Source organism: Nocardioides daedukensis (assembly GCF_013408415.1).
Lineage (GTDB): Bacteria > Actinomycetota > Actinomycetes > Propionibacteriales > Nocardioidaceae > Nocardioides > Nocardioides daedukensis.
The window spans coordinates 482,052-497,432 of record NZ_JACCAA010000001.1 but is presented as its reverse complement, the minus strand read 5'-3'; the positions used below and the strand labels follow the sequence as shown (position 1 = coordinate 497,432).

Annotated in this window: 15 protein-coding genes; 10 read left to right on the top strand and 5 right to left on the bottom strand. The window is 67.0% G+C overall.

The window, feature by feature from the left end; genetic code table 11:
• Nucleotides 1–171 precede the first annotated feature (171 nt).
• Nucleotides 172–597, bottom strand: a complete 426-nt coding sequence (locus BJ980_RS02490) for a DivIVA domain-containing protein (protein ID WP_179500827.1) — start codon at nt 595–597, stop codon at nt 172–174.
• Nucleotides 594–2,714, bottom strand: coding sequence for an excinuclease ABC subunit UvrB (gene uvrB / locus BJ980_RS02485; RefSeq protein WP_179500826.1), 2,121 nt, complete (start codon nt 2,712–2,714; stop codon nt 594–596). The genes BJ980_RS02490 and uvrB overlap by 4 nt, the downstream gene beginning before the upstream one ends.
• Before the next feature lie 97 nt (nt 2,715–2,811).
• On the opposite strand from uvrB, the gene BJ980_RS02480 reads away from it, so the two are divergent.
• The 3 genes from BJ980_RS02480 to BJ980_RS02470 are packed head-to-tail and all read left to right on the top strand — an operon-like array spanning nt 2,812 to nt 5,561.
• A complete protein-coding gene (locus BJ980_RS02480; protein WP_343047654.1) occupies nt 2,812–4,071 on the top strand; it encodes a phospholipase D-like domain-containing protein in 1,260 nt (419 codons plus the stop codon).
• A gap of 13 nt (nt 4,072–4,084) precedes the next feature.
• Nucleotides 4,085–4,984 (top strand): SDR family oxidoreductase, encoded by a 900-nt coding sequence (locus tag BJ980_RS02475; protein WP_179500825.1) that lies wholly within the window; start codon nt 4,085–4,087, stop codon nt 4,982–4,984.
• Between the two features lie 10 nt (nt 4,985–4,994).
• Nucleotides 4,995–5,561: a carboxymuconolactone decarboxylase family protein gene (locus tag BJ980_RS02470; RefSeq protein ID WP_343047653.1), complete on the top strand. Its 567-nt coding sequence runs from the start codon at nt 4,995–4,997 to the stop codon at nt 5,559–5,561.
• Between the two features lie 144 nt (nt 5,562–5,705).
• Here BJ980_RS02470 and BJ980_RS02465 read toward each other — a convergent pair whose 3' ends face one another.
• Nucleotides 5,706–6,932: a cytochrome P450 gene (locus BJ980_RS02465; RefSeq protein WP_343047652.1), complete on the bottom strand. Its 1,227-nt coding sequence runs from the start codon at nt 6,930–6,932 to the stop codon at nt 5,706–5,708.
• Nucleotides 6,933–7,119: 187 nt separating this feature from the next.
• Here BJ980_RS02465 and BJ980_RS02460 point away from each other — a divergent pair, with 187 nt between their 5' ends.
• The 3 genes from BJ980_RS02460 (at nt 7,120) to BJ980_RS02450 (ending at nt 9,959) form a co-directional block, all read left to right on the top strand.
• Entirely contained in the window at nt 7,120–8,283 is a 1,164-nt protein-coding gene (locus BJ980_RS02460; RefSeq protein ID WP_179500823.1) for a steroid 3-ketoacyl-CoA thiolase, read from the top strand.
• Nucleotides 8,283–9,503 carry an acyl-CoA dehydrogenase family protein gene (locus tag BJ980_RS02455; protein WP_179500822.1) on the top strand — a complete coding sequence of 407 codons (1,221 nt, stop codon included), beginning with the start codon at nt 8,283–8,285 and terminating at the stop codon, nt 9,501–9,503. Before BJ980_RS02460 ends, BJ980_RS02455 begins: the two co-directional genes overlap by 1 nt.
• A gap of 111 nt (nt 9,504–9,614) precedes the next feature.
• Nucleotides 9,615–9,959, top strand: a complete 345-nt coding sequence (locus tag BJ980_RS02450) for a TM2 domain-containing protein (protein WP_218855389.1) — start codon at nt 9,615–9,617, stop codon at nt 9,957–9,959.
• Between the two features lie 84 nt (nt 9,960–10,043).
• Here the strand turns inward: BJ980_RS02450 and BJ980_RS02445 are convergent, their stop codons facing one another.
• Both BJ980_RS02445 and BJ980_RS02440 read right to left on the bottom strand, forming a co-directional pair.
• Complete coding sequence (locus tag BJ980_RS02445; RefSeq protein WP_179500821.1) at nt 10,044–10,922, bottom strand: SDR family oxidoreductase; 879 nt, start codon at nt 10,920–10,922, stop codon at nt 10,044–10,046.
• A 28-nt stretch (nt 10,923–10,950) separates the two neighbouring features.
• Nucleotides 10,951–11,715 carry an SDR family oxidoreductase gene (locus BJ980_RS02440; RefSeq protein WP_179500820.1) on the bottom strand — a complete coding sequence of 255 codons (765 nt, stop codon included), beginning with the start codon at nt 11,713–11,715 and terminating at the stop codon, nt 10,951–10,953.
• 108 nt (nt 11,716–11,823) lie between these two features.
• Here BJ980_RS02440 and BJ980_RS02435 point away from each other — a divergent pair, with 108 nt between their 5' ends.
• From BJ980_RS02435 to BJ980_RS02420, 4 genes are read left to right on the top strand one after another with little or no spacing between them, the layout of a single operon-like run.
• Nucleotides 11,824–12,585: an enoyl-CoA hydratase family protein gene (locus tag BJ980_RS02435; protein ID WP_179500819.1), complete on the top strand. Its 762-nt coding sequence runs from the start codon at nt 11,824–11,826 to the stop codon at nt 12,583–12,585.
• A complete protein-coding gene (locus BJ980_RS02430) occupies nt 12,582–13,478 on the top strand; it encodes a CoA-transferase (RefSeq protein WP_179500818.1) in 897 nt (298 codons plus the stop codon). The genes BJ980_RS02435 and BJ980_RS02430 overlap by 4 nt, the downstream gene beginning before the upstream one ends.
• Complete coding sequence (locus BJ980_RS02425) at nt 13,475–14,248, top strand: CoA-transferase subunit beta (protein WP_179500817.1); 774 nt, start codon at nt 13,475–13,477, stop codon at nt 14,246–14,248. The genes BJ980_RS02430 and BJ980_RS02425 overlap by 4 nt, the downstream gene beginning before the upstream one ends.
• A complete protein-coding gene (locus tag BJ980_RS02420; RefSeq protein ID WP_179500816.1) occupies nt 14,245–15,312 on the top strand; it encodes an NAD(P)H-dependent flavin oxidoreductase in 1,068 nt (355 codons plus the stop codon). Before BJ980_RS02425 ends, BJ980_RS02420 begins: the two co-directional genes overlap by 4 nt.
• Nucleotides 15,313–15,381 lie beyond the last annotated feature (69 nt).

The window sequence follows — 15,381 nt, the reverse complement described above, 5'->3', positions numbered from 1 at the left end:
ACGGACACAGCAGAAAACCCCACGCAGACACCTCCCCGGTGACTTCTCCCTCGCATCGGCCCTCAACGCGACTGCGACCACAGTAGAACGTGTTCTCGTTTTGGGCAATGACCTACGGCGACAGTCTCCGTAGATCCCAACCAACGAGACAGGGGCCGGAAAGTGACGGGGTCAGCGCTTGCGGCGCAAGAGCCTTGCGAGCACTCCGCGCTGCTCCTCGATCACGCTCGGCGCCGACTCGAACAGCGTCGGCGGCTCACCCTCTGCGGACTCACAGCGGGCCAAGCGCTCCGGCTCGTCCCCACGGACCAAGGCAGCCACGGTGGCGACCACCTCGTCGAGGAAGTCGTCGACCTCGCCCACGTGATAGCCCTCGCGCAGCTTGCTCGGGCGGAACTGGACCAGGGCGACCGGAGAGTCGATCGGGTGCCCGTTGCGGACCAGGACGACGAGGTCGTCCAGGAAGTGGTCCACCTGTGCCATGTCATAGCCGGTCCCCCAACGGACCGGACTGAATTTGGCGTTCTCGACTATGGCGGCGACCCGCTCGGCGATCGGATGGTCACCGGGTTGGCTGCGGGACCTGCGCTCCCTCACTTGGTGGCCTCCATCATCTGGCGCAGTTCCTTCTTGAGCTCGGAGATCTCGTCGCGCAGCCGGGCTGCCACCTCGAACTGGAGCTCCGCGGCAGCGTTGTGCATCTGGTCGGTGAGGTCCTGGATCAGCTGGGCCAGGTCCGCGCTGGGCATGCCTGCCAGGTCGGCTGCGTGCTTGCCCGCGTCCGTACGCGACAGCGCCGGCACCGGTGCCTTCTTGCCCTTCTGGTCGAGCTGCCAGCTCTTGAGCAGCTCCTCGGTGTTCTCGTCCTCCCGGGCCAGCAGGTCGGTGATGTCGGCGATCTTCTTGCGCAGCGGCTGCGGATCGAGCCCGCGCTCCTTGTTGTAGGCGACCTGCTTCTCACGTCGCCGGTTGGTCTCGTCGATCGCCTTCTCCATCGACGGCGTGATCTTGTCGGCATACATGAAGACCTGGCCCGACACGTTTCGCGCCGCACGCCCGATGGTCTGGATCAGCGACTTGTCCGAGCGCAGGAACCCCTCTTTGTCGGCGTCCAGGATCGCGACCAAGGAGACCTCGGGGAGGTCGAGGCCCTCACGGAGCAGGTTGATGCCGACCAGGACGTCGTACTCGCCCATCCTCAGCTCGCGCAGCAACTCGATGCGGCGCAGCGTGTCCACCTCGCTGTGCAGGTAGCGGGTCCGGATGCCGGCGTCGAGCAGGTAGTCGGTGAGGTCCTCGGACATCTTCTTGGTCAGCGTGGTGACCAGGACGCGCTCGTTCTTCTCGGCACGGATCCGGATCTCGTGGATCAGGTCGTCGATCTGGCCCTTGGTCGGGCGGATGATCACCTCGGGGTCGACCAGCCCGGTAGGACGGATGATCTGCTCCACGACATCAGGTGGGCCGCCGTCGACACTGACCCGGTCCAACTCGTAGTTGCCCGGGGTCGCGGAGAGATAGATGGTCTGTCCGATCCGCTCCAGGAACTCCTCCCACTTCAGTGGCCGGTTGTCCATCGCGCTGGGCAGCCGGAAGCCGTGGTCGACCAGGTTGCGCTTGCGGGACATGTCGCCCTCGTACATCCCGCCGATCTGGGGGACGGCCACGTGGGACTCGTCGACCACGAGCACGAAGTCCTCGGGGAAGTAGTCCAGCAGGGTGTTCGGCGCCGTGCCCCGCTGACGCCCGTCCATGTGCATTGAGTAGTTCTCGATGCCTGAGCACGAGCCCACCTGGCGCATCATCTCGACGTCGTACGTCGTGCGCATCCGCAGTCGCTGGGCCTCGAGGAGCTTGCCCTGGCGCTCGAAGTTCGCGAGCTGCTCGGTCAGCTCCGCCTCGATCCCGTTGATCGCCCGCTCCATCCGCTCCGGGCCGGCGACATAGTGCGTGGCCGGGAAGACGTAGAGCTCCTGGTCCTCGGTGATCACCTCGCCGCTCACCGGGTGCAGGGTCATCAACCGCTCGATCTCGTCACCGAAGAACTCGATGCGGACCGCGAGCTCCTCATAGACCGGGAAGATCTCGAGCGTGTCTCCACGGACCCGGAAGGTGCCACGGGTGAACGCCATGTCGTTGCGCGTGTACTGGATCTCCACCAGCCGGCGCAGGATCGAGTCCCGGTCGTGCTCCTCCCCCACCCGCAGGCGCAACATCCGGTCGACGTATTCCTGCGGGGTGCCGAGGCCATAGATGCACGACACCGTGGAGACCACGATGACGTCACGCCGGGTGAGCAGCGAGTTGGTCGCCGAGTGCCGGAGTCGCTCGACCTCCTCGTTGATCGAGGAGTCCTTCTCGATGTAGGTGTCGGTCTGCGGGACGTATGCCTCGGGCTGGTAGTAGTCGTAGTAGCTGACGAAGTATTCGATCGCGTTGTCGGGGAACAGGTGCCGCAGCTCGTTGGCGAACTGGGCGGCAAGCGTCTTGTTGGGCTGGAGCACGAGCATCGGGCGTTGCAGCTGCTCGGCCACCCAGGCGACCGAGGCGGTCTTGCCGGTGCCGGTCGCCCCGAGCAGCACCACGTCCTCGACCCCGGCCTGGATCCGCTTCGAGATCTCCGCGATGGCGGCCGGCTGGTCACCGGCTGGCTGGTAGTCGGAGACCACGTGGAAGGGGGCGACGCGACGCTCGAGATCGGTGACTGGACGCATGACATTCAGCCTAACCGGGCACACCGACAACGCCTCGGCGACGGCTTTGCCCGAGAGAGTCACACGCCACGTGGGCACCCTGCACTAGATTGACGGCGTGCTCCGACCCAACTTCTCCAACGCCTGGGCACTGTCGTGGCTTCGGCGGTCCCTGATCACGTTCGTCACGGCCCCGGTGCTGCTGGCGATGGGGCTCACCCTCGTCGACTCCTACCGACGCCGGAACAAGAAGCCGAAGCCTTTCCCGATCACCGCGCCGGAGACCGTCTCGGTGGGCGATGGCACGGTGACGACCTACACCTTCGGCAAGGACGTCTATGCCGACATGTTGGAGGCGATCGGGAGCGCGAAGAAGCAGATCCTCCTGGAGACCTACATCTGGAAGGGCGACGAGGTCGGCGAGCGCTTCAAGCAGGCCCTCACCGATGCGGCCGAGCGAGGCGTCGACGTACACATCATCTATGACGGGTTCGCCAACCTGGTGGTGAACCCGAGGTTCAAGCGGTTCGCCCCGAGCCTCAAGGTGCTGCGCTATCCGGTCTACAACGCCGGGTTCCGCTTCTTCGACCTGCGCCGCTACGGCCGCGCCCACCGCAAGATCCTGGTGGTCGACGACGCCGTGGGGTTCGTCGGCGGCTACAACATCGGCACGCCCTATGCCACCGAGTGGCGAGACACCCACTGCCGGATCACCGGGCCGGGCGTGTGGGACCTCAAGCGCGCCTTCGCCGACTTCTGGAACCTCAACCGCCGCAAGCGCTTCCGCGCCAGCGAGCGCCCGTTGCTGCTGGAGACCGCCTCGCAGTGGGAGCCGCGGATCCGGATCCACCGCAACGTGCCGCGGCTGTGGATGTTCCCGATCCGGTCGATGTACCTCGAGGCGATCAACCGCGCCACCAGTCGCGTCTGGCTCAGCCACGCCTACTTCATCCCGGACGAGGACTTCGTCGACGCGATCAACAACGCGGCCCGGCGCGGGGTCGACGTACGCCTGCTCGTGCCGCAGAAGTCGAACCACATCGTCGCCGACTGGCTCGGCCGGGGTTACTACAGCCAGATGCTCGAAGCCGGCGTGAAGATCCACTGGTTCCGTGAGGCGATGGTGCACTCCAAGACGGCCACCATCGACGGCAACTGGGCGACCATCGGGACCGCCAACATCGACCGCCTGAGCATGAGCGGCAACTACGAGATCAACGTCGAGTTCATCGACCCGAAGCTCGCCGCCACGATGGAGGCGATCTTCGAGACGGACCTGTCCAACTGTGTCCCGGTAACCCTGGCCGACTGGGAACGTCGCAACATCTATCGCCGATTCACCGAGGCCGTACTCGCCCCGCTCCGCCACGTCTTGTGACCCGAGGAGAACCATGTTCCGCAAGCGCAGCTCTCGATCCGTTCGGCGTGACCTGTCAGGCAAGCAGGTCTTCATCACTGGCGCCGCGAGCGGCATCGGGCGGGCAACCGCCGAGCTGGCCGCGGCCGAGGGAGCGGTCGTCCACCTCACCGACCGCAACGAGGCGCCCCTGCTGGAGGTCGCCGATCAGATCCGCGCGATCGGCGGGCACGTGGGACTGGTCGAGGCCGTGGACGTCAGCGACTACGAGGCTGTACGCCGTCTCGCAGCCGGCCTGACCGCAGAGCACGGGGCGATGGACATCGTGATGAACATCGCCGGCATCTCCTCGTGGGGCACGGTGCAGTCGCTGGAGCACAGTCACTGGAAGCGCCTGGTGGACGTGAACCTGATGGGACCGATCCACGTCATCGAGACGCTCATCCCGCCGATGATCGAGGCCGGCAGGGGCGGGCACCTGGTGAACGTCTCGTCGGCGGCCGGCATCATCGGGATGCCGTGGCACGCGGCCTACTCCGCCAGCAAGTTCGGCATCCGTGGGGTCTCGGAGGTGCTCCGGTTCGATCTACGGCGCCATGGGATCGGGGTGAGCCTGGTCTGCCCGGGCGGCGTGGACACCGGCCTGACCGACACCATCGACATCGCCGGCATCGACAAGGCCACCCCCGCGTTCACCAGGGCGCACGCGCACTTCAAGAAGCGGGCGGTCTCCCCCGAGGCTGCCGCCGAGTCGATCATCGCGGGCGTGCGGAAGAACAAGTACTGGGTCTACACCTCGAACGACATTCGGCTGATCCACTTCATCCAGCGGCACTTCTCCCCCGGCTATGTCGGCGCGATGCGGGTGATGAACTTCGGGGCCAACCGGGCCCTGCCTGCTGTCGGCCAGGCTCGGCGGGCGGACCAGTCGTGAGGGGCCAGGCGTGAGCGGCCAGGCCAGGCTCGCCCCCGGGTCGATGCGCGACGTGGGTCCGTTCATCTGGCTCTTCTCCCGGATCGCAGGCAAGGTCTCACGCACCGAGCCGCCAGCCGTCTTCCTGACCCTGGGCCGCAATCGCCGGCTCTTCTGGGGCTGGCTGCACTTCGCCGGCACGCTGATGCCCGGTGGACGGCTCGCCCGGCGAGAGACCGAGCTGGTGATCCTCCGGGTCGCGGCGAGCGCGGGATCGGACTATGAGTGGGAGCAGCACGCTGGCCTCGGCCGCCGGGCCGGTCTCACCGCCGGCGAGATCGACGCCGTCGCCCTGCTCGCCGGCGCCCAGGGCCCCCAGGGCATGGAGCAGCACGACTGGTCGCTGCGGGACCGGCTGCTCCTCGACGTCACCGACGAGCTCCTCGCGAGCCAGGACCTGAGCGACGAGACCTGGCGCCGACTGCGCGACGTACTCGATGAGCGCACCGCGGTCGAGCTCTTGATGCTGGTCGGTCACTACCGGATGCTGGCCACGACGTTGAAGGCGCTGAGGGTCCAGCCCGACCGCCGCCTCTGACGAACCTGCAGTTGTTGCGCGCCCAACCTGCACTTGTTGCGCGCCGAACCTGCACTTCTTGCGCGTCCAACCTGCGCCAGCAACGCATCGAGCCTGCACAACTTGCGATCAGTTGTGCAGGCTCGAGGAGCGCGGACGCGTGGGTCAGTAGGTGACCTGGAGCGCCTTGATGCCGTTGATCCAGGCGCTGCGCAGGCGGTGGGGTTCGCCGGCCCGCTTGATGTCGGGGATCTGGTCCGCGATCTCGTTGAAGATCAGCTCGATCTCCAGCCGGGCCAGGTTTGCGCCGATGCAGTAGTGCGCCCCGTGACCACCGAAACCGAGGTGGTTGTTGTTCTGGCGGTTGATGTTGAAGTCGTAGGGCGCGTCGAAGTTGTCCTCGTCGAAGTTGCCGCTCGAGTAGAACAGCCCGACACGATCGCCCTCCTTGACCAGCTGGCCGTTGATCTCGACGTCCTCGAGCGCCACCCGCTGGAAGACCGACACCGGGGTCGCCCAGCGCACGATCTCGTCAACAGCGGTGTCGGGACGGTTCGCCTTGTAGTCCTCCCACTGCTCGGGGTGGTTGAAGAAGGCGTCCATCCCGTGGGTGATGGCGTTGCGGGTGGTCTCGTTGCCGGCCACTGCGAGCAGGATGATGAAGAACCCGAACTCGTCGTCGGTCAGTGCCTCACCGTTGACGTCAGCGGTCAGCAGCTTGGTGACGATGTCGTCCTTGGGGTTCTTGCGACGCTCGTCGGCCAGTGCTGCCGCGTAGGTCAGGATCTCGATCGACGCTGCTTCCTCGTCGCCCTCGATCTCCGGGTCGTCGTAGGAGAGCATCTGGTTCGACCACTCGAACAGCTTGCCGCGGTCCTCCTGCGGGACTCCCATCAACTCTGCGATGGCCTGGAGCGGGAGCTCGGCGGCGATGTCCTCGACGAAGTTGCCCGAGCCCTTGGCCTTGGCATCCGCGACGATCTTGTGGGCCCGCTCCTTGAGCGCCTCGTGCAGGGCACCGATGGCGCGGGGGGTGAACCCACGGGAGATCACCTGGCGGAGCTTGGTGTGGTCCGGCGGGTCCTGGTTGATCAGCATCACGCCCTGCAGCTCGACCTGCTCGGGAGTCATGTCCGGAGCGAACCGGATGATGGCGCCCTGCTTGGCGGTGGAGAACACCTTGCTGTTCTTCGACACCGCTGCGATGTCCTCGTGCTTGGTGAGTGCCCAGTAGCCGTCGCAGCCCTTGAATCCGGCCCGCGCCTCCTGTTCCTGGGCTACCCAGTGCACGGGTGCGCTGCGGCGCAGCGCCTTGAACTGCTCGTGCGGAATCCCCTGCTCGTTCAGGTCCGGGTCCGTCGGATCGAATCCCACGGGCAACTGCGCGGTCACGGTCACTTGCTTCCTCCAGGTGTGTAGAACACGTTCTAGTGACGATCGTTACATACTCTCGGAATGTTAGGAAGGGGTTCGCCCAAAATCGACCGATCGTGTCCACTGGTTGCGACCTCGCTTGCCGCCGATGAGAACGTGTTCTACTTTCAGTTCACATCCGTCACCTGACTCCAGTGAGGCATCCATGGGCAAGCCAGTCATCGTCGAAGCAGTCCGTACGCCGCAGGGCAAGCGTCGAGGCTGGCTCGCCGGTCTGCACCCGGCCGAGTTGCTCGGCGCCGCTCAGGTGGAGGTGCTCAGGCGCTCCGGCATCGACCCCGAGCTCGTCGACCAGGTCATCGGTGGCTGCGTCACCCAGGCCGGAGAACAGTCCAACAACATGGTGCGCCGCGCCTGGATGCATGCCGGCCTGCCCAACCACACGGCCTCGACGGTCATCGACGCCCAGTGCTCCTCGGCCCAGCAGTCCACTCACCTGATCAACTCGATGATCGCTGCGGGTGCGATCAGCGTCGGGGTTGCTTGCGGCATCGAGTCGATGTCACGCATCCCGCTCGGCGGCAACGTTCCCAAGGGCCTGGGCGACCCCCGCCCCAGTAGCTGGGACATCGACCTGCCCAACCAGTTCGAGGGCGCCGACCGGATCGTCCGTGACCGCGGTTTCAACCGCAGCCAGGTGGACGAGTTCGGCCTGTGGTCCCAGCAGAAGGCCCGCGCTGCTGTCGACGCAGGACACTTCGACCGGGAGATCTTCGGTGTCGAGGCACCGGTCCTCGACGCCGAGGGGAACCCCACCGGCCAGACGCAGGTCGTGAAGACGGACCAGGGCCTGCGCGAGACCACGCTCGAGGGCCTGGCCCAGCTTGCTCCGGTGCTCGAGGGCGGAGTCCACACTGCGGGTACGTCGTCCCAGATCTCCGACGGCGCCTCGGCCCTGCTCCTGATGGACGAGGACCTGGCCCTCTCGCTCGGTCTCACTCCGCGCGCCAGGATCATCTCCTCCTGCCTGGTCGGCGCAGACCCCTACTACCACCTCGACGGGCCGGTCCAGGCGACCGAGAAGCTGCTCAAGGACACGGGCATGGGCATCGGCGACATCGACATCTGCGAGGTCAACGAGGCATTCGCCGGGGTCGTGATGTCGTGGGCAAAGGTGCACGAGGTGCCCGAGGAGAAGATCAACGTCAACGGTGGCGCCATCGCCATCGGGCACCCGGTCGGCTCCACCGGCACCCGACTGCTGACCACCGCCCTGCACGAGCTGGAGCGGCGCGACGCGCAGACCGCGCTGGTCTCGATGTGCGCCGGTGGCGCACAGGCCTCCGGCACGATCATCGAACGCATCTGATGTTCGAGTGGAGCCAGGACGACCTGGCCGTCCGTGACGCCGTCCGCAAGTTCGTGGACAAGGAACTCCGTCCCCACCAGGACGCGCTCGAGTTCGAGGGACTGCCTCCCTACGACCTCGTCCGCAGCTACTACTCCGCCTTCGGGCTGGCCGAGGCCGCTGCTCAGCGCTTCGACCACGACATCCGCAAGACCGAGGCGGAGGCGGCCGGGCAGCCCTTCGACGAGGAGCAACCCGAAGGCCTCGAGGTGGCCCTGGGCAGCATCGCGAACATCGAGCTGGTCAAGGTCGGCATGGGCATCCCCACGGCCATCGGGGTCTCGGCCGGACTGACCGCCGGGACCATCAACGCGCTCGGCTCCGTGGAACAGCGCAAGCGCTGGGCGCGCGACCTGCTCACCTTCGACAAGGTCGGCGCCTGGGCGATCACCGAACCCGAGTCGGGATCGGACGCGTTCGGCGGGATGCGCTCGACCGTGCGACCCGACGGCGACGACTTCCTGCTCAGCGGGCACAAGACGTTCATCACCAACGGCCCGTACGCCGACACCATCGTCGTCTACGCCAAGCTCGACGACGGATCCGGCGTCGACCGCCGTCAGCAGCCCGTGCTGACCTTCGTCCTGGACACCGGCATGGAAGGCCTCACCCAGTCCCAGCCCTTCAAGAAGATGGGGATGGCCTCCTCCCCCACCGGCGAGCTCTTCTTCGACAACGTCCGTCTTGGACGCGACCGACTGCTCGCCGGCACACCCGGTTCCGACGGGCGTGCATCGGCCAAGGCCAACTTCGTGGCCGAGCGGGTCGGCATCGCCACCTTCGCCCTGGGAATCATCGAGGAGTGCCAGCGGCTCTCGATCGACTATGCGAAGTCCAGGGAGCTGTGGGGCAAGCCGATCGGCGACTTCCAGCTGATCCAGCTCAAGCTCGCCGAGATGGAGATCGCGCGCGTCAACGTGGCCAACATGGTCTTCAAGGGCATCGCCGCCCGGCGGGCCGGCACCTTGATCGACATCGCCGAAGCGTCGGCGTACAAGCTGTATTCGTCTCGCGCCGCCTGCGAGGTGGCGATGGAAGCGGTGCAGCTGTTCGGCGGCAACGGCTACATGGCCGAATACCGGGTCGAGCAGCTGGCTCGCGACGCGAAGTCGCTGATGATCTATGCGGGTTCCAACGAAGTGCAGGTGACACACGTCGCCAAGGGTTTGCTGCGCCGCTGAGCGTGGCAGAGTGCACCCGTGAGCGAACACGGCAACGAACCTGACGACCAAGCCGGCTGGGGACAGCCCGGCCCGCAGCCGCCCCAGCCCGGCCCCATGCAGGGTCAGCCCATGCAAGGCCAGCCCATGCCGGGCCAGCCCGGTCAGGGCTACGGAATGCCGGCGCCGGGATATGCCTACGGCTTCCCCGGCGCCCCGGACCCGCAGGCGCCGTACGGCCGCCACCCGCAGACCGGCGAGCCCTACGGCGAGAAGAGCAAGCTGCTGGCCGGCCTGCTCCAGCTGATCATCGGCACCCTGGGCATCGGTCGGTTCTACACCGGCCACACCACCATCGCGATCTTCCAGCTCCTCACCTGTGGTGGGTGCGGTGTCTGGGCGCTGATCGACGGGATCATGATCCTGGTCCAGGACGACCAGCGCGACGCGGACGGTCGGCTGCTGCGACCCAACTGAGTCCACGCACGAGACAGGGCCCGGATCCATCATGGATCCGGGCCCTGTGCCGTTCGTACGTCGCGCCCCAGCTCAGTGGCTGGTTCAGCTTCCGTAGACCGGCTCAGGCTCAGCACCCTCGGCGATCAACGAGTTGACCACGTCCCCGAGCTCGGTCGCCTCCCAGCGCCGACCCGCGTCCTTGCTCGCGCCGTGGCGCCACGCGTCCTCGAGGGTCAACCGGCCCCCGTCGATCTCGAAGATCCGGCCGGTCACGTTGGCGGCCGCCTCGGAGGCGAGCCACGCCACCACCGGCGAGTTGTCCTCGGGCAGTGCCATCTCGCTGGTGTCGAAGGCGCCTTCGGTCATCCGGGTCCGCGCCACCGGGGCGATCGCGTTGACCGTCACGCCGACGCGCCCGAGCTCGGCCGCGGCCACCAGCGTCATGGTCGCGATGCCGCCCTTTGCGGCCGAGTAGGCGACCTGACCGATGGATCCCTGGAGTCCGGCTCCCGAGGTCGTGTTGATCACGCGACCCGCGCGCTTGCGGTCCGCCTTCGACTCCGCGCGCCAGTACGCCGCTGCGTGGCGCAGCGGGGCGAAGTGCCCCTTCAGGTGCACGCGGATCACGGCGTCCCACTCGTCCTCGGCCGCATTGACCAGCATCCGGTCGCGCACGAAGCCGGCGTTGTTGACCAGGATGTCGAGGGCTCCGAAGGTGTCGATCGCCTGCTGGACCATCGCGCCGGCCTGGTCGAAGTCGGCCACATCCGCGCCGTTGACGACCGCCTCACCGCCGAGGGCCTCGATCTCGGCCACCACCTGGTGAGCGGGAGAGTCGGACTTCTCGCCGTTGTTGGTGACGCCGAAGTCGTTCACCACGATCTTCGCGCCGTGGCGGGCGAGCTCGAGCGCGTGGGCGCGGCCGATGCCTCGGCCGGCTCCGGTGACGATGGCGATGCGTCCTTCGAGAAGACGGGTCATGTGCTGCTCCTGTGGTGTGGGGTTCGGATCAGGAATGGGTGCTGAGGACGGAGAGGAAGACCGGCGGCTCGCCGCCGCCGTGGCACTCGATCGCGGCGCCGGAGACGTAGGAGGCGAGATCGGAGGCCAAGAAGGCAACAACGTTGCCGACCTCCTCGGGCTTGGCCATCCTGCCGAGCGGGATGGTCGCCTCGATCGCGGCCACGGTCTCGTCACCGCCGTAGTGGTCGTCGGTCTGCGGGGTGCGGCACAGGCCGACGTTGATCGCGTTCACGCGCACCTTGGGGCCCCACTCCATGCCGAGGGACTTGGTCAGCGAGTCCACGCCGGCCTTGGCAGCGCCGTACGCCGCCGTGCCCGGCGAGGGGCGTTGCGCGCTGATCGAGGAGATGTTCACGATCGCACCGCCCTGCTCCTGGCCCTGCATCACGGCGTTGGCGGCCTGTGCCACCAGCAGCGGAGCGGTCAGGTTCAGGCCGAGGATCTTGTCGTGCAGACGTGGCGAGGCATCGGCTGCGAGCGCGTACGGCGCTCCCCCGGCGTTGTTGACGACGATGTCGAGGTGGCCGTGCTCGGCCACGATCGAGTCGACCATCGCGTGGACCGACTCGGGGTCGCGCACATCGCACTGGAGGTGGCTGGTGCCCTCCAGCGGCTGCTCGACGGCTGAGCGGGCACACGTGACGACGGTGGCACCGGCCTCGACGAGGACCTCGGCGATCCCCAGGCCGACGCCTTGCGAGCCGCCGGTCACCAGAGCCACGCGCCCGGTGAGGTCGATTCCGATTGTCATTCCTGCTCCTTCTGGTCGACGCCGGTCCGGGACATCGGACCAAGCAACTGTTAGGCTACCAAGCAAACATTAGGTTTGTTAGCCCGCACAGGATTCGGGAGGAGAAAAATGCCGATCACCTCAGAGCTTCGCGAGGACCACGTCCGCGTCATCACGATGGCCTACCCGCCGGTCAATGCGTTGCCGGTACAGGGTTGGTTCGATGTCGCAACAGCCCTCGACGAGGCCAGCCGCGACATGAACACGCATGCCGTGGTCCTGCGCGCGGAGGGCAAGGGTTTCAACGCCGGCGTCGACATCAAGGAGATGCAGAACACCACGGGCTTCGACGCGCTCATCGGTGCCAACAAGGGTTGCTTCGCCGCCTTCAAGGCCGTCTATGAGTGTGCGGTGCCGGTCGTCGCAGCCGTCAACGGCTTCTGCGTCGGCGGCGGCGTCGGCCTGGTCGGCAATGCCGACTGTGTCGTCGCCAGTGACGATGCGTTCTTCGGTGTCCCGGAGGTGAACCAAGGTGCCCTCGGCGCCGCCACCCACATGGCCCGCCTGGTTCCGCAGCACCTGATGCGCTCGCTCTACTTCACGGCCCGGACCATCAAGGCCGTCGACCTGGTGCAGCACGGGTCCGTCCTCGAGGTGGTCCCCCGTGACCGTCTCGACGAGGCCGCGCTCGCCGTGGCCGGCGAGATCGCCGCCAAGGACACGCGCGTCATTCGCGCGGCCAAGGAGGCCCTCAACGGCATCGACCCGATCGACGTCAACAAGAGCTATCGCTTCGAGCAGGGCTTCACGATGGAGCTCAATCTCATGGGCGTGTCCGATGAACTGCGCGATGAATTCGCCGGGACCGAGAAGGCAGGGAACACCAAGTGAGCAGCAAGCCGCGCGACAAGCGGACCAGCATCGAGGACGTCGTCGCCTCGTTGGAGGACGGCATGACCATCGGGATCGGCGGGTGGGGACCCAGGCGCAAGCCGATGGCCCTGATCCGCGCGATCCGCAACAGTGACCTAAAGGACCTGACCATCGTCAGCTGGGGAGGCGCCGACGTCGGTCTGCTCGCCCGGGCAGGCAAGATCCGCAAGCTCGTCTATGCGTTCGTCTCGCTCGACTCGGTCCCCCTCGAGCCCAACTTCCAGAAGGCTCGGCAGGAGAAGTCGATCCCCGAGATCGTCGAGATCGACGAGGGGATGTTCCAGACCGGGCTCCTGGCCGCCTCGCAGCGGATGCCGTTCCTGCCGATGCGCGCGGGCCTGGGCAGCGACGTGCTGGTCAACAACCCGGACATCAAGACGGTCGCCAGCCCCTACCCGGATGCCGACGGTGAGTTCGAGAAGTTCACCGCCGTCCCCGCCCTGCGGCTGGACGTGGCGCTGATCCACATGAACCGTGCCGACCAGCACGGCAACGCGAGCTACCTCGGCCCGGACCCCTACTTCGACGACCTGTTCGCCATGGCCGCCGACCGGGTCTTCGTCACCACCGAACAGATCGTGGACACGGCGGGCCTCACCGTCGACACCCCGGTCCAGCGGGTCCTGATCAACCGGATCATGGTCGACGGGGTGGTGGAGACCCCGAACGGGGCGCACTTCACCACCTGCACGCCCGACTACGAGCGGGACGAGAAGTTCCAGAAGGCGTACGCCGCAGCCGCCAAGGACGACGAGTCGTGGGCCGCCTTCGAGGCTCGCTTCCTCAACGGCGATGAAGCCGCCTACCAGTCGGCCGTCCAGGAGTTCCACGCCCAGGAGGAGAACAAGTGAACGACGCAACGCGCGCAGAGGTCTGCGCCGCAGCCATCGCCGACGCCTTCAAGGACGACGGCGAGATCTTCGGGTCCCCGATGGGCATGCTCCCGATGCTCGGTGTCCGGCTGGCCAAGCTGACCAGCAACCCGGACCTGGTCATCTCCGACGGCGAGGCACTCTTCCTCGGCGGCGTGCCCCCGCTGTTCGCGAAGGGCGACGTGATCGAGGGCTGGATCCCGTTCCGTCGGGTCTTCGATGTCATCGCCTACGGCCGGCGCCACGTGATGATGGGCGCCACCCAGGTCGACAAGCACGGCAACCAGAACATCTCGGCGATCGGCGACTTCGCCCAGCCGAAGCGGCAGCTGCTCGGTTCGCGCGGGGCGCCCGGGAACACGGTGAACAACCGCACCTCCTACTGGGTGCCCAAGCACTCCGACCGGGTCTTCGTCGAGCACGTCGACATCGTCTCCGGCGTCGGACCCAAGCGGGCCAAGGAAGCCGGCATCGGTGCGTCGAAGTACAACGACATCCACCGGATCGTCTCCAACCTCGCCGTCTTCGACGTCAAGGGCGCCGACGACACGGTCCGCCTGCTCTCGGTGCACCCCGGCGTCACGGTCGACGAGGTCCGTGCGAACACCGGCTTCGAGCTCGCCATCGAGGGTGACGTGCCCGAGACCCGGCTGCCCACGCTCGAGGAGCTGACCATCATCCGCGAGGTGCTCGACCCGAAGAAGCTGCGCGACCGCGAGGTCCCGCCAGTCCAGGCCGCTGCCTCATGAGCACCCCACAACAGCTGCGTACGCCGCTGACCGAGCTCGCCGGCGTGCGTCACCCCGTGGTGCAGACCGGCATGGGCTGGGTCGCCGGTCCGCGTCTCGTGGTCGGCACGGCCAACGCCGGTGGCCTCGGAGTCCTGGCCAGCGCGACGATGACCTTCGAGGAGCTCGAGAAGGCGATCCTCGAGGTCAAGTCGCGCACGGACCAGCCGTTCGGGGTCAACCTGCGTGCCGATGCCTCGGATGCTCCGGCCCGCTGCGACCTGCTGATCAAGCACGGCGTGAAGGTCGCCTCCTTCGCCCTCGCCCCCAAGAAGGACTTGATCGCCAAGCTCAAGGACCACGGCATCATGGTGATGCCGTCGGTCGGGCTCCCCCGGCACGCGGAGAAGGTGGCCTCCTGGGGCGCCGATGCCGTGATGATCCAGGGCGGAGAAGGCGGCGGCCACACCGGTTCGGTGCCCACCACGCTGCTGTTGCCGAGCGTTCTGGACGCGGTCGACATTCCCGTCGTCGCGGCCGGTGGCTTCTTCGACGGTCGTGGGTTGGCCGCAGCACTCTCCTACGGGGCCGCCGGCATCGGCATGGGCACCCGCTTCCTGCTCACCCAGGACAGCTCGGTCCCGCAGGCGGTCAAGGAGCTCTATCTCTCCCACGACATCAACGGCACGGTCGTGACCGACAAGGTCGACGGCATGCCGCACCGGATGCTGCGCACCGCACTGGTCGAGGAGATCGAGGAGTCCAGTCGCCTCAAGCGTCTCGTACCGACGCTGAAGCGAACCCTGGATTTCAAGAAGATGTCCGAGATGAGCTGGGCCGACCTGGCCCGCGACGGCCGCGAGATGAAGAAGAACCAGGGCCGTTCGCTGGCCCAGATGACCCTTGCCGCGAACACGCCGATGATGCTCAAGGCGGGACTGGTCGAGGGCGACACCAACGCCGGCGTCCTGGCCTCCGGTCAGGTGGTCGGGGTCCTCGACGACCTGCCGACGTGTGACGAGCTGATCAGTCGTGTGGTCGCCGAGGCGATCGAGTGCCTGCAGCGCTCGCACTCCTATCTCTGATCAACCAGCAAGAAACGCACCGGCCCGGATGGAGTCTCCATCCGGGCCGGTCGTGTGTTCAGGGTGTTG

Bases quoted from the DNA above. Each gene is read 5' to 3' on its own strand.
- BJ980_RS02420 (WP_179500816.1), top strand. From the start codon at position 14,245: ATGAGCACCCCACAACAGCTGCGTACGCCGCTGACCGAGCTCGCCGGC.
- BJ980_RS02475 (WP_179500825.1), top strand. From the start codon at position 4,085: ATGTTCCGCAAGCGCAGCTCTCGATCCGTTCGGCGTGACCTGTCAGGC.
- uvrB (WP_179500826.1), bottom strand. From the start codon at position 2,714: ATGCGTCCAGTCACCGATCTCGAGCGTCGCGTCGCCCCCTTCCACGTG.
- BJ980_RS02460 (WP_179500823.1), top strand. From the start codon at position 7,120: ATGGGCAAGCCAGTCATCGTCGAAGCAGTCCGTACGCCGCAGGGCAAG.
- BJ980_RS02445 (WP_179500821.1), bottom strand. From the start codon at position 10,922: ATGACCCGTCTTCTCGAAGGACGCATCGCCATCGTCACCGGAGCCGGC.
- BJ980_RS02435 (WP_179500819.1), top strand. From the start codon at position 11,824: ATGCCGATCACCTCAGAGCTTCGCGAGGACCACGTCCGCGTCATCACG.
- BJ980_RS02440 (WP_179500820.1), bottom strand. From the start codon at position 11,715: ATGACAATCGGAATCGACCTCACCGGGCGCGTGGCTCTGGTGACCGGC.
- BJ980_RS02450 (WP_218855389.1), top strand. From the start codon at position 9,615: ATGCAAGGCCAGCCCATGCCGGGCCAGCCCGGTCAGGGCTACGGAATG.
- BJ980_RS02455 (WP_179500822.1), top strand. From the start codon at position 8,283: ATGTTCGAGTGGAGCCAGGACGACCTGGCCGTCCGTGACGCCGTCCGC.